The sequence below is a fragment of the Pseudomonas sp. 43(2021) genome, from assembly GCF_017490805.1.
In the GTDB taxonomy this organism is placed as follows: Bacteria; Pseudomonadota; Gammaproteobacteria; order Pseudomonadales; family Pseudomonadaceae; genus Aquipseudomonas.
Genome location: NZ_JAFGYJ010000040.1, coordinates 1 through 13,292, shown reverse-complemented (window position 1 = coordinate 13,292; position 13,292 = coordinate 1). Strand labels below are relative to the sequence as shown.

The window sequence follows — 13,292 nt, the reverse complement described above, 5'->3', positions numbered from 1 at the left end:
GGCTTTTGCTTCTAAGCGCGCGACAGTTCAAGCGCTCAGAAGCAAAGGCAAAGGCAAAACTGCTACTAGCTCAGGTCGGCCATCGGCCGTTCGACGAAGCGGATACTGTCGCGCCCTCCGCGCTTGGACTGGTACAACGCCACATCCCCCTGCTCGATCAACGCCGCCAGGCTCGCCGGCGGCTGGTCGAACAGGTTGGCGCCGATACTCAAGGTGACCGGCTGCGGCGTAGGCACCGTCTTGCTGGCAAACTGCTGGAACTGTTCGCGCAACAACCCACCCAGCTCCATGATCCGCTCGCTGCTCGCACCACACAGCAGAATGACGAACTCATCACCGCCCAGCCGCGCCGCCAGCGAGCGCTCGGGCAGCACCGTGCGTATCATCTCGCTCAAGGCAATCAGCAAGCGGTCCCCTGCAACATGCCCGTGCAGGTCGTTGACCAGCTTGAAATTGTCGATGTCGATCAGCAGCAAGGCCCCGGGCTGAGCCGGGCTCACTTCCTTGAAGAAAGGCCCCGCCCGCACCTCCAGCGCGCGCCGGTTGTACAGCGCAGTCAACGGATCACGGGCTGCCAGCCGGGCAATACGCACCTCGCGCCGGTAGCGCACAGTGCCGGTCATCGACAAGGCAATCAGCATGATCGCCATCGCGCCTTCGACCAAGGACACCTGAATGATCAGCCCGCCGAAGGTGGCCAGGTCAATCAGCGTACCTGGTGTGATCGCAATGATCGCCTTGGCCACATAGAACAAGCCGTGAACCAGCAATACATAGCGCAACTGCACAGCGCCAACACTCAGCGACTTGCCATGCGGCCGCAACAGCCAACTGGCCTTGAGCGTCAACAGCGCCACCAGCAACGAGTTGACCATCAGCATCACCTTCGACCACTGCGGCCCCACAGGCAACAGCAGCAAGGCGAACCACACCAGCACGACCGACAACCAGATACGCGACAGCCGCATTTGGGTAAAGCGCAACACCCCTGCCAGGAAGAACCAGTGCGCCACCACCAGCAAGCCGTTGGCGAACCAGATACCAATCAGCAACAAGCCGATGCCGCGCAGCAAGGCCAGGGTGGAACCCATCGTGATGGTGGCAAAGCCTGCGCTCCAGAACAGCAGCGATGGCTCGCGAACGCTGCGCCACTCGATCGCCAGATACAATGCAGCTGCGGCAGCCAGGGCGATCGAGATAGTCAGCATCGTGGGTGGGTCAAGCGCCATATATGGATTGGCCTATCTGGTTAACGAGGAAACGGCCCGATTGTATGTGCTTGTGATGACTTTTCAGAGGGACGATGCACGTTAGTCCGAAAATCCCCCGCTTTACCGGGACATACCCCGATCTTCGGCCTCAACCGTGGCCATCAGACGCATCAATACCTGGTTTTCCACTGGCCTGCTCAGCAGGTAGCCCTGCACCTCATGGCACTGGTCGTCGCTGAGCAAGGCCAGCTGCTCCGAGGTCTCTACCCCTTCAGCAGTGACCGTCATGCCCATCGCATTGCCCAGGTTGATGATAGCCTGCACCACGCTGCGATCACTGCTGCTCATGCCCAGCGACTGGACGAAACGCTTGTCGATCTTGATGCTGTCGAACGGGTATGTGCGCAGGTAGCCCAGCGAAGAATAGCCGGTACCGAAGTCATCCATGTTAAGCCGCACCCCCAGTTCCTTCAGCGCATTCATGGTCTGCAGGGCGCCTTCGACGTCGTTGAGCATGACGTTCTCGGTAATTTCCAGCTCCAGGCGATGGGCAGGCAGACCGGTTTGTCGAAGTGCGTCGGCCACATCACAGACCACATCGCTGCGGCTGAACTGCGCCGGGGACATGTTGACCGAGACCATGATCTCGAGCGGCCAGCCACGGGCCAGTTGGCAGGCCTCCTGAAGCACCCAGTTGCCCAGCAGCACTATCAGGTCGGACTCCTCGGCCAGAGCGATGAAGCGGTCTGGCCGTAGCAGGCCGAGCCGTGGATGTTGCCAGCGCACCAGCGCCTCGGCGGAGGCCACCGTCACGCCATCGACCTTGTAGCGCGGCTGGAAGTGCAGGCGCAATTCGCCGCGCGCGATGCCTTCGCGCAGCTCACGCTCCAGTTCGCGCTTTTCCAGCAATGCCGAGTTCAGCTGTGCCGAGAAGTACCGCCAGGTATGCTTGCCGGCCTGTTTCGCACTGTACAAGGCGACATCGGCATAACGGATCAGGTCACCGGGTAGCCCGGAATACTCGGCGGACAACACCACCCCGAGACTGGCCCCGACCTGCACCTTGTGTTGCTCGAAGGTGATCGGGCGCTTCAGGGTTTCGATGACCCGCGCGCAAAAGCGGTCCACCTCGTCATGCTTGCCTGGCCGCGTCAGCACGATGACGAACTCGTCTCCGCCCAACCTCGCCACCAGGTCGGTGTCCCGGGTCACTTGCCCAAGCCGATGGGCGACTTCGATCAGCACGGCGTCCCCGGCCGGGTGGCCGAGGCTGTCATTGATAGGCTTGAAATTGTCCAGGTCGAGCATCAGCAAAGCCAGTTCCGCTTGCCTGGCGTCTTCAAGGAAGCGGAACAGCTTGTTGCGGTTGGGCAGGCCGGTGAGCGCATCATGCAGCGACAGGTGCTGGATCTGCGCGTGGGCGGCCACTTCGTCGGTGATATCGGTACAGGTACCCCGGAACCCCTGGCAGGTCTTGTGTTCGATGATGGCCTTGGCGGCGACCCGGCACTCTCGCCGTTGTTCATGTCGATCATGGTATTGGCAGCGCAAGGTACCGGTCGCCTCGCTGCTGGCAAGGCCATGCAACCAGGTATCGACCTGACTGGTATCACAGGCGAACAGTTCGCTGACAGGGCGTTGCAACCAGCGCTCCGGTGCATGCCCGGTAAGCTCGGCAAAACGCGGTGACAGGTAGGTCAGGTGCTGCTGCGCGTCAGTTTCCCAGATCCAGTCCGACGCTGCCTCGGCGACAGCCTTGAAGCGTGCTTCACTGGCCTCCAGCGCCACCTTGGAAACGGCCAGCTCGCGGTGACTGCGGTCGATACCGGCACTGGCACGCATGGCATAGCGGGCAAACAAGGCCATCACCAGGGCGATGATCAGCAACGCCAGGGCCAGGGGAAACAAGACCGTGTGAAGCAGCTCGGTTCCTGGCTGCTCGATATGCCAGGTCAGCGCGTAGCCACTCTCCTCCAGAGGCAGACGCCCCTGGTCTGCATGCACCTGGGAAGCCGCCGCGACAGTAAAGCCCGACAGCCCGGCAGTGCGCTGCAACTGCCCGAGCACCGCCGGGCTGAGCACCCGCACGAACACAAGTACCGCACCGGATGCCGGCGGCGGTTGCCCGGTTGAAGGCGGGCGGATGATGGCCGAGGTGTAAAGCGCCGGCTGGCCGTCGAACAGCAGGTAACCGGACGCAGCCTGTTCCTGCTGCACCGCCCGCCGCGCCCGCTGCAGTACCTGGGCGCTGCTGGTGCTGTGACGGTCAAAGCCTTGTTCGCTGAGGCGACCTTGCAGCATGGCGTAGTGGGTGCCGTCGTCATCGAGCACGAAGACCCCTTCATAGCCATCGGCGCTATACAGCGTAGCGCCGAGGTTATCCTCGTCATAGGCCCAATGTCGGTCCACCAGCCCTGCCAGGTGGTCATAAGCGGCTTGCCAGACGGCATAGGCCACCAGATAGTTGCGGTCGGTCTTCTGCAGCTGGGTCAGCGCCGACTCGGCGTGAAAGCGACTCTGAGACCGCTCGCGCTCGTCCAGCGCCCCGGCGATGCGGTACAAGGAAACAAGGCCCAGAAGTAATATCACCAACAGCAGGCTGGAAAAGACCAGCGTCAACTGCCGAACCACCTGACTGCGCGACGAATTACTATCGAAGCTTGCATCCATTCAATGGGCGCCTTTTGCCATGTCTACAGGAATGACTGGTGGTGATTGGGGGTGATCGGTCCAACCGACGACTGGCCGTGGTGAGCCTGGTGGCCAAAGGCGGGCCGTCGGTTTCCGCATCACGAACAACCAGCCATCATCAAGGTTGTGCTTGCGCAGTACTCCTCAGAGTACCCGCTTGATCAGCGGCTCCAGCCGGCTATAGCGCAGCCGCCGCAGGAACTTGCGCACCTCCTTGGGGTGCTCGGTCCTGACCCCCAGCGCCTCTGCCGAACCAATCTTCGGCGCATGCCGGCGCAGTTCGGCCAACTCTGCTTCCCGTGGCGCCAGCCATTGCCCCTGTGGGTCATCGATCAGCAAGCCGTTCTCCAGGTCCAGGTTGAAGCCGCGCGGGTTCAGGTTGTTACCGGTCAGCAGCGAATAACGCTGGTCGATCCACACGCCCTTGGCATGGAAGGTATGCCCGGGATCGTTCCAGATCCGCACCTGCAGCTGGCCACTGGCAATCGCGGCGTGGCGACGTCGGGTGAAGGCGCGCAGATTGTCTTCGTACAGGTAGGGTAGCGCACCGCTGGCACTGAACGGCTCGCCGGGGGCGATATAGAAGTCGTTGGCCGTCCGGTCACCAACGATCAGCTCCACCCGCACGCCACGCGCCAGCGCATGGTCGAGCTCGCGCATCAGCACCCGGGGCGGGTTGAAATACGGCGTGCTGATGATGACCTGCGTACGCGCCGCCGCCAGCAGGGTGCACAACGCCCGGTTCAGCGGGTTGCCACGGCCCACACCCAACAGCGGGATCACCCGCAGGCCCTGCCCCGCCACGCTGGCGGGTGCCTCATAGGCCATGCGCCGCAGCCGCGCGCGCAAGCGCCGGATGTCGCCGCGCAGGCTGCGGGTAGAGGGTGGCGCCGGCAGGTCGAGGCGCGGTGTGGCGGTGTGGTGCAGCAGGCGTCGCACCAGGTCGACCATGGCGTCGGCCAGCGCCGGCGACTGGAACAGGTGGTAACGGTCCAGGCGGTAGCGGTCGAAACGGTGCAGGTACACGTTGTTCAGGCTGGCACCGGTGTAGATCACGCAGTCGTCGATGATACTGCCCTTAAGGTGCAACACGCCGAACAGCTCGCGGGTCTGCACCGGTACGCCGTGGATGACGATGTCCAGCCCATGGTGCTGGCGCTGGGCCTGGTACCAGGCGGCATTACCCGGCTGGCGCCCGGCGCCCAGCAGGCCGCGCCGGGCACGGAACCAGTCGACCACGATGGTGATTTCCAGCTCCGGCCGCGCAGCCTTGGCCTGGTACAGGGCATCCAGCACTTCCTGGCCGGCCTCGTCTTCCTGCAGGTACAGCGCGACGATGACGATGCGCCGGGTTGCGGCGCGGATGCGCTCGAGCAGGCAGACGCGGTAGGCCTTGGCATCGGGCAGCACCTGGATGGACTCGGCCGCCATGGCGAAGCCTGGCAATGCCGCCAGCATGGATTCGGGGTTCACAAACGATCACCTTCTGTGTGCAATCACTGTTGTGCATCAGCTTGCACAGGAAGATCGAAATGGTCCAGCCCCCGGAGAGCATGGGGCTGGTCTCCCCCGCAAAAGTTGTACAACTTGTTGCCGCTGCGAACTTTTTCCCGTTTACCGGTCTATGTGGGAGGCACAGAAAGGTAGCGGGACGCGAGACAAGGTTCGCCGACCACCTGCTGGCCAGATGGCTCAATTGTTATCAGAGGTTGGCTTCGCTCATGAAAATACATGTCGCAAGGTTGATGCTGCTCGGCCTGTTCTCGTTCGCGGCGATGGGCACGGCGTCGGCAACACAAATGAAGGCGCCCGTAGCGGCGGCCCCGGCAGTTCAATCACCGTTGCAGCCTGCCGGCAACCCTTGGTCCAGGGTGGCCAGTGTGGCCGATGAACAGCCGGCCACGCTGCTGGCCCACGATGACGACCGCTGGCATGACCACCGCAGCGACTGGCGCCGCGAACAGTGGCGCCGCGAGCAAGCCCGCCGTGATTGGGAACGCCGACGAGACTGGGAACGCCGCCATGATCGGGCCATGCACCACCGCTACCATGACGATTATCGTTACTACCGCCGCTGATCGTTGATCCGCAATTGGCGCGCTCGATGTGGGAGCGGCCTTGTGTAAGGCCGCTCCCACAGAGGCACGTGACAGGCATCAGCTCCCCGTAACGCCTGGGGTATCCGCTGCCGCTTCGGCCTCCATCTTCAACCGGTCGGCCTTGCAAATGTACTTGGGCTTGCGCGGCGCCAGTTTGGCGCTGGCCTTCTTGGCATGCGCCTGCAATAGCTGCTTGATCTTCTTGCGACGGTTCATTCTCACTCGACCTGTCAGTCTGGTTTGGCTGAACACATCATACCTCGCCTGGGCCAGCGTCTCGTTGACGTTATTTTCACACCCGGCAGATTAGCGTCACGCCCTTTCCGGTCACGGGCACATCCGCTGGCCGCCAAGCTACGACGAGGCATACGTGTCACACACTCCATCCCCCTCCTCGCCCAAGCGCGTGGACTGGGCCGGCCTGGGCTGGCTTTTGCTGTTCTTCTGGTACTTCTCGGGCGTGACCCAGGCGCTGCTGCTGTTCAGTGGTACCACCGGGTTCGCCGGCTTTCGCGATGCATTTTTCCTCAGCAGCCTGTGGCTGGCCCCGGTGCTGCTGCTGCCACGCTTCACCCGTACCACTGCCGCGGTCATCGGCCTGGTGCTGTGGGCCGCTTCGCTGGTGGGCCTGAGCTACTTCGGCATCTATCGCCAGGAGTTCTCGCAAAGCGTCATCTTCGTGATGTTCGAGTCCAACACCGCCGAGGCCGGCGAGTACTTCAGCCAGTACTTCAGCGTCTGGCTGGGTCTGGCATTGCTGCTGTACACCCTGGTGGCGGTGTTGCTGTGGAAGCGCGTACGCCCGGTCAGCCTGCCACTGCGCAGCCGCCTGCCGGTGGTCGCCCTGTTGCTGCTGGCCAACCTGGTGTACCCGTTCTACAAACAGATGGTGACCCAGCAGCGCAGCTTCGCCGATGCGGCCGAAAAGGTGCAGCAGCGCATGGAACCCGCCGTGCCTTGGCAACTGCTGGTCGGCTACCGCCAGTACCGCCAGCAACTGGACAACATGCAGGAGCTGCTGGCCCAGAACGCCGCGCTGCCCCCCCTGCAAAACCTGCATGACAGTAGCGGTGCAGCGCCACGCACGCTGGTGCTGGTGCTGGGCGAATCCACCACCCGCGAGCACATGCACCTGTACGGCTACAACCGCGACACCACGCCCAACCTCGACGCACTGGCCGCCAGCGACAAGAGCCTGACGGTATTCCGCAACGTGGTATCGCCACGCCCGTACACCATCGAAGTGATGCAGCAGATCCTCACCTTTGGCGACGAGCAGAACCCGGACCGCTTCCTCACCGACCCGTCGCTGATCAACCTGATGAAACAGGCCGGCTACAAGACCTTCTGGATCACCAACCAGCAGACCATGACCAAGCGCAACACCATGCTGACCACCTTCTCGCAGCAGACGGACGCGCCGGTGTACCTCAACAACCAGCGCAACCAGAATGCCAGTCAGTACGACGACGTGGTACTGGCACCGTTCGAGAAGGCCCTGCAGGACCCGGCGCCGAACAAGTTCATCATCGTGCACCTGCTGGGTACGCACATGGACTATCGCTATCGCTACCCGAACGACTACGCGCACTTCAACGACCGCCAGGGGGCGCCTGGCAAGCTGACGGCCGACCAGGTGGAAACCTACAACTTCTACGACAACGCGGTGCGCTACAACGACTACGTGGTATCGAGCCTGATCAAGCGTTACTCGGCCAGTACCCCCAATGGTTTCCTGCTGTACCTGTCAGACCATGGCGAAGATGTGTACAGCTCTGGCAACCACGACCGCCTGGGGCGCAACGAAGGCGCGCCAACCCGGCCGATGTACACCATCCCGTTCCTGCTGTGGACTTCGCCCAGCTGGCAGGCCGAGCACCCGCGCGACTTGCAGGCGATGGCCGACCGCCCCTACAGCAGCTCGCACCTGATCCATACCCTGTCCGACCTGGCCGGGCTGAGCTATGACCGTTACGAACCGGCCAAGAGCCTGGTAAACCCGCAGTTCGTGGTGGCACCGCGCTGGATTGGCGACCCGTACCGCAAGGACGGCTTGCGCGAATTCGACCAGTTGCCGCTGGACAAGGCCGAGCGGGTGCGGGAGACGGTCAGTAGCGGGAAGAACCTGAACTGAGTGTTGTGCGGTCGGGATTGCCGGGGGCGCTTTGCGCCCCTTTCGCGACACAAGGCCGCTCCCACAAGCGGTCAGCCATCAGGCAGGCTGGGCACAGCTGCCCTGCCGGGCACTGCCCCGCACTGCCTCGGCCAGTTTGCGCAGGTTGGCCTGGTGGGCATTGACCAGGCTGGCGATGCTGTTGTCCGCCGCCGTCTGCAACGAGGTTCGGCAGGTCAGCCCGGCCTCACCCGGGCGCGTCAGACGCCAGACCGCTTCCAGCGAGGCATAGCGCCCCGGCACGCTATCGAAACGCTGCACATCCACCCGCAGCAACGCATTGCCGCCCCCCACAGCCCCGCCCAGCTGGTCCTGCAAGGCGCTGCGGAATTCATCCACCAGGTTGGCCCCCCACCACTCCGTTTCGAGGATGGCCAGGCCGCTCTGCCCTTGCCGTACCACCAACTGCGGGCGGTCCACCTGCGGTGGCACGGCCACCCTCGCCACCTGGATGCGCTGGCCGCTGTCGCGCACCGGCTCGCTCGGTACCAGCGTGTGATAGTTGTTCGGGGTACTGCTGCATCCCCACAGCACGGCCAGCAGGCCGGCGCCACACATATTGCGCAGTCGATGCATCGGCTGTCTCCTCAGGGTTCAAGGTCTGCTGCACTGGCTGCTTTCGGCCGGCCACGTATCAGCGATTCGGGGTGCCGGCCCAGGTAATCGGCAAGGTCACGCAGCGAACGCGACATGCGCTCCAGTTCATCCAGGGTTTCACCCATCCGCTCGCGCTGCGGCGAGTCTTCGGCGATCGCCGAATTGGCCGTGCGCAGGGTCTTGTGCACTTCGTCCAGCGCCACCTTCACATCTGGCAGGGTCTGGCCATTGAACTGCTTGAGGCTGGCGCGCAGCTCACGCAGGCTGCCGTCCAGGTTGTTGGCGATACTCTCCAGCGGCAGTTTGCTGATGCGCTCCACCACCCGCTGCAGCTGTTCCTGCAATTGCTCCAGGCTGCCTGGCAATGTGGGGATGGTGATAGGGTCGGCGGTCTTGTCGAAGGCCACCTTGGGGGCATCCGGGTAGAAGTCCAGGGAGATGAACATTTGCCCGGTAATCAGGTTGCCGCTGCGCGCCTGCGCCCGCAGCCCGTGCTCGACAAAGGTGCCGATCAGCCGCCGTGCGCCATCCATGTCGCCTTCGGCATGCTTGAACACGGCAAGCATCTTGCGGTGCACCGGCCCCAGCCGCTGTGGGTAGATAACCGCATCGACCACCACCGGGAAGGTCTGCCGGGTGGCATCGTAGTCGAGCTTGACCGAGGTGACCCGGCCAAACTCCACCCCCTTGAACTCCACCGGGGCTCCCACCGACAGCCCGCGCATGGCCTGGTCGAAGCGCAATTGCAGGTACTGCGCCTGGCCACTGGGCGGTGCCAGGGCGGTGTCGCGGTCGGCAAACAGCTGGAAGCGTGCCTGATCGGCAGCGGGCTCGGCTTGCGGGGCGAAGTCGGGCGAGCCAAAGGCCAGCCCACCCACCAGAATCGACGACAACGATTCAGTATCGATCTTCAGGCCGTTGGCACCAATCTGCATGTCGACGCCACTGGCGTTCCAGAAGCGGGTATCGGCACTGACGAAGCTGTCGTAGGGGGCCTGCACGAATATGCCAATCTCCACGCCCTTGCCATCGCCCTGCAGGGCAAAGGAAACCACCTCACCCACCGGGATCTTGCGGTAGTAGATCGATGAGCCAATATCCAGCGACCCCAGGTCGCTGGCGGTAAGGACAAAGCGCTTGCCCTTTTCGTCGTAGGTGATCGGCGGTGGCAGCTCCAGGCCGACGAAGGACTTCTCCGGCACTTTCGATTCACCGGAATCCGCCCCGATGAAACTGCCCGACAGCAGTGTGTCCACGCCGGACACGCCGCCCACGCCAATGCGTGGCCGCACCACCCAGAAGCGCGCACCCTGGGTGGCGAACGCGCGGGCGTCGTTGGACAGCTGGACCTTTGCGACCACGCTCTTCTTGTCGTCGGCCAGGTCCACCGTAGTAACTTCGCCAATCACCACGCTGCGGTACTTGACCTGGGTCTTGTGCGCCACCAGCCCTTCCCCGGTGTGGAAGGAAATGGCGATGACCGGTCCCTGCTGCATCCAGTTGCGCACCACCAGCGAAGCGCCGATCAGGATCGCCAATATCGGCACGATCCATACCAGCGACACACTCCAGCGCCGGGTGCGCACTTCAACCTGCCCCGCGCCCTCGCGCTTGTCAGTCTGTTGCACCATCAATACGGCCTCCCTCATTGGCACGGCAATCCCAGATCAGGCGTGGATCGAAGCTCATCGCAGAAAACATGGTCAGTACCACCACCATGCCGAAAAACAGAATGCCCAGCCGCGGCTCGATGGTGCCCAGCCCGCGCAGTTGCACCAGCGCCGCCACCAGTGCCACCACCATCACATCGAGCATCGACCAGTAACCGATCAACTCGACGAAGCGGTACAGCTGCGAGCGCTGCCGGCAGGCCCAGGTGGAACCGCGCTGGGCGGTGAACAGCAACAGGCCAAGCGAGAAGAACTTGATGGCAGGCACGCCCACACTGGCGATGAAGATGATCAACGCGATGTCCCAGGCACCGGCCTCCCAGAACTCCAGCACACCACCGCCGATAGTGCTTTCGCTGCCGCTGCCAAGCATTTCGGTGTGCATCACCGGTAGCAGGTTGGCGGGAATGTAGAAAATCAGCGCCGCCAGCAGAAACGCCCAGCCGCGGCTGATGGCATTGGCCTTGCGCCGGTGAATGGCGGCACCACAGCGGTCGCAGGTGTGCGCACCGCTACCCAGTTCGCAGGCCTGCCCGCAGCCATGGCACAGGCACAGGCCCAGGTCGGCGGCGTTGGCCGGGGTATTCATACCTGCTCCCACAAGTCACGGATGTCCTTGCCGGCGATATGGATAATCAGCATGCTCAACGCGGCCAGGGCCAGCAGACCGATGCCGGGGATCACATCGAGCAACCCGGCCAGCTTGATCACTGCCACCATCGCCCCCAGCAGGCACACCTCCAGCATGCTCCAAGGCCGCAGGCTCTCCAGGCTGCGCATGCACAGGGCAAAGCCGGGGGCGCGCTGGCCGGCCAGGGCGTAACTCAATAGCCAGCACAACACGGCAATCTGCAGCACCGGCGCAAAGATGATCGACAAGGCCATGACCAGGGCGATGAAGGTGATACTGCCGTGGCTGAGGATCTGCACCGAGTCCCATAACGTCGCCGAGTGGGTCAGCCCTTGCATGCCGATGGTCATCACCGGGTAGAAGTTGGCGAACACCAGCAGGATGCCCCCCGTCACACTCAGGGCCAGCCGCTGCTGCACGGTCAGCGAGGTGTGCCGGTACAGCACCCCTCCACAGCGCGGGCAAACGGCGCGCTGGTGCTTGAGCAGCGGCGCACGGTGGTACACCGTGTCGCAGTACTCACAGATGATCAGGTGCTGGGTCTGGCTCATGGAGTTTCCACAGGTAGCCCGGATTCAGGCCGTGATATGCCGGCGGACCACATCTGATATCCGGTTTAGACCATCCCGGCAAAACTGCCATCATTAACAGCAAAGCCGAACTATCCTGTGAAACGGGATCCCCACCTGCTGGAGGTTTGCCATGCGTACGTTCACGTGGAGTTACCTGCTGGTGCTGCTGTGCGCGGCATCGGCAGCCCAGGCGCAGTCGGTGGTGCCGCTCAAGGGCCAAAGCAGCCAGCAGATGCAACTGGATATCAATGATTGCAATACCGTCGCGACCAATGCCGCGAACAGTGCCGCGACCTCCAACGACCCCCATGTCGGTGGCCGCGTACGCGGTGCCGCTGCCGGCGCGGTTGCCGGTGCGGCAGGCGCGCAGGTGCGCGGCAACCAGCACGACGAGCTGTATGACCGGGTCGGTGACGATGCCAAGGAGCAATACCGGCAGAACCGCGCCGGTGAAGTAGCCGCCGCCGGTGCTGCGGTCGGTGGCATGCGCCAGCGTCAGGACCGCCGCCAGGACCGTCGCGGCCAGGACGAAGCGAAAGCCCAGGCCCATGCCAGTGCCTACGCCGGATGCCTGCAGGGGCGCGGCTACCAGGTCAGTCCCTGATCAGCAGGCGCGCCATGCCTTGGAAGAAGGAAGCATGGCGTGCCTGTTTCAGAACCTGGCCAGTTCTTCCCGGCAGAACTCGACGAACAGCTGCGCCGGCTTGGTCAGTTGCACCCGCTTCAACCACGCTGCCGCCAACCCCGACAGTGCCACCGGCTCGGCGATATCCAGCATGGCCAGGCGTTGCCCGTCGTAGGTGTACTCCGAATGCGGTCGCGTCACCAGCAGCGAAAAGCCGAAGCCCTGCCCGACCATGCCACGCACCATTTCGATTGACGGCGAGCTGAAGACGATGTTGGGCGTCAGGCCCATTTCGTTGAACAGGCTGACGAAGTAGGTGCGGCTGGGGGCCACATCCAGCAGGATCATCGGCTCCGGGCACAGGTCGCGCAGCGATACCTGGGCCTGGCCGGCGAAGCGGTGGTTCTCGGGCAGCAGCACATAGGGCTTCTGCGGCGGCATCAGAGGCTCGGCCTCGATGGTGCCGTCCAGGTCATGGTCGTAGAGAAACGCCAGGTCGAAGGTACCGGCAGTCAGGCCCTGGATCAGGTCCTGCTGCTCGCCGTCGCGCAGGCGGATATCCACCCCCGGGTAACGCTGGCGAAAGCCGGCGATCAGGCGCGGCAGGTACAGCGGTGCCACGGTTTCGAAGCAGCCGATGTCGATTTGCCCGGCCACGGTGTCGTTGTCGGCCAGGGCATTCTGCTCGAATTCGTGGGCCATCTGCAGCAGCGACTTGGTCTTGGCATAAAAGCGCTTGCCGCTGGGCGTCAGCGACACACCCTGGGCGTGGTGGCGAATGAACAGCTGCACGCCGAAACTTTCCTCCAGGCTCTTGATGGCCGTGGAGATGGACGGCTGGGCGATGTACAGCTGGCGTGAAGCCTCGGCAACGCTGCCGGCCTCCACCGTGGTGACGAAGTACTTGAGTTGTCGCAATGTATAGGCCGCCACGGGCACCTCTCTGACGCCGGTCTGGGCGCGCTGGGATCATGCCTGACACTTTACCCTTGGCAGCGGGTGGGTGGGGGCTGGGTGATGAAG

General features: G+C 63.5%; 12 protein-coding genes. 3 read left to right on the top strand and 9 right to left on the bottom strand.

Annotation, left to right across the window (positions count from 1 at the left end):
- Nucleotides 1-65 precede the first annotated feature (65 nt).
- The 3 genes from J5M71_RS24500 to pssA all read right to left on the bottom strand — a co-directional run bounded on the left by J5M71_RS24500 (nt 66) and on the right by pssA (nt 5,375).
- Nucleotides 66-1,208: a GGDEF domain-containing protein gene (locus J5M71_RS24500; protein WP_207837922.1), complete on the bottom strand. Its 1,143-nt coding sequence runs from the start codon at nt 1,206-1,208 to the stop codon at nt 66-68.
- A gap of 123 nt (nt 1,209-1,331) precedes the next feature.
- Nucleotides 1,332-3,881 (bottom strand): EAL domain-containing protein, encoded by a 2,550-nt coding sequence (locus tag J5M71_RS24495; RefSeq protein WP_207837920.1) that lies wholly within the window; start codon nt 3,879-3,881, stop codon nt 1,332-1,334.
- Nucleotides 3,882-4,046: 165 nt separating this feature from the next.
- The gene (gene pssA / locus J5M71_RS24490; RefSeq protein ID WP_207837918.1) at nt 4,047-5,375 is read right to left on the bottom strand and encodes a CDP-diacylglycerol--serine O-phosphatidyltransferase; all 1,329 of its coding nucleotides are present in this window, start codon (nt 5,373-5,375) and stop codon (nt 4,047-4,049) included.
- Nucleotides 5,376-5,647: 272 nt separating this feature from the next.
- On the opposite strand from pssA, the gene J5M71_RS24485 reads away from it, so the two are divergent.
- Complete coding sequence (locus tag J5M71_RS24485; RefSeq protein ID WP_207837955.1) at nt 5,648-5,980, top strand: hypothetical protein; 333 nt, start codon at nt 5,648-5,650, stop codon at nt 5,978-5,980.
- A gap of 78 nt (nt 5,981-6,058) precedes the next feature.
- On the opposite strand, the gene J5M71_RS24480 is transcribed toward J5M71_RS24485, so the two are convergent.
- Nucleotides 6,059-6,217 (bottom strand): DUF2986 domain-containing protein, encoded by a 159-nt coding sequence (locus J5M71_RS24480; protein WP_207837916.1) that lies wholly within the window; start codon nt 6,215-6,217, stop codon nt 6,059-6,061.
- Nucleotides 6,218-6,371: 154 nt separating this feature from the next.
- On the opposite strand from J5M71_RS24480, the gene J5M71_RS24475 reads away from it, so the two are divergent.
- The gene (locus J5M71_RS24475; protein WP_207837914.1) at nt 6,372-8,135 is read left to right on the top strand and encodes a phosphoethanolamine transferase CptA; all 1,764 of its coding nucleotides are present in this window, start codon (nt 6,372-6,374) and stop codon (nt 8,133-8,135) included.
- A gap of 78 nt (nt 8,136-8,213) precedes the next feature.
- Here the strand turns inward: J5M71_RS24475 and J5M71_RS24470 are convergent, their stop codons facing one another.
- From J5M71_RS24470 to J5M71_RS24455, 4 genes are read right to left on the bottom strand one after another with little or no spacing between them, the layout of a single operon-like run.
- A complete protein-coding gene (locus J5M71_RS24470) occupies nt 8,214-8,750 on the bottom strand; it encodes a PqiC family protein (protein WP_207837910.1) in 537 nt (178 codons plus the stop codon).
- A gap of 11 nt (nt 8,751-8,761) precedes the next feature.
- Nucleotides 8,762-10,402, bottom strand: coding sequence for an MlaD family protein (locus tag J5M71_RS24465; RefSeq protein WP_207837907.1), 1,641 nt, complete (start codon nt 10,400-10,402; stop codon nt 8,762-8,764).
- A complete protein-coding gene (locus J5M71_RS24460; RefSeq protein ID WP_207837904.1) occupies nt 10,386-11,030 on the bottom strand; it encodes a paraquat-inducible protein A in 645 nt (214 codons plus the stop codon). Before J5M71_RS24460 ends, J5M71_RS24465 begins: the two co-directional genes overlap by 17 nt.
- Nucleotides 11,027-11,623 carry a paraquat-inducible protein A gene (locus J5M71_RS24455; RefSeq protein ID WP_207837901.1) on the bottom strand — a complete coding sequence of 199 codons (597 nt, stop codon included), beginning with the start codon at nt 11,621-11,623 and terminating at the stop codon, nt 11,027-11,029. Before J5M71_RS24455 ends, J5M71_RS24460 begins: the two co-directional genes overlap by 4 nt.
- Before the next feature lie 151 nt (nt 11,624-11,774).
- On the opposite strand from J5M71_RS24455, the gene J5M71_RS24450 reads away from it, so the two are divergent.
- Nucleotides 11,775-12,248: a YMGG-like glycine zipper-containing protein gene (locus J5M71_RS24450; protein ID WP_207837898.1), complete on the top strand. Its 474-nt coding sequence runs from the start codon at nt 11,775-11,777 to the stop codon at nt 12,246-12,248.
- A gap of 48 nt (nt 12,249-12,296) precedes the next feature.
- Here J5M71_RS24450 and J5M71_RS24445 read toward each other — a convergent pair whose 3' ends face one another.
- On the bottom strand, nt 12,297-13,202 hold the full coding sequence (locus J5M71_RS24445) for a LysR family transcriptional regulator (protein WP_207837896.1): 906 nt from the start codon (nt 13,200-13,202) through the stop codon (nt 12,297-12,299).
- Nucleotides 13,203-13,292: the final 90 nt, after the last annotated feature.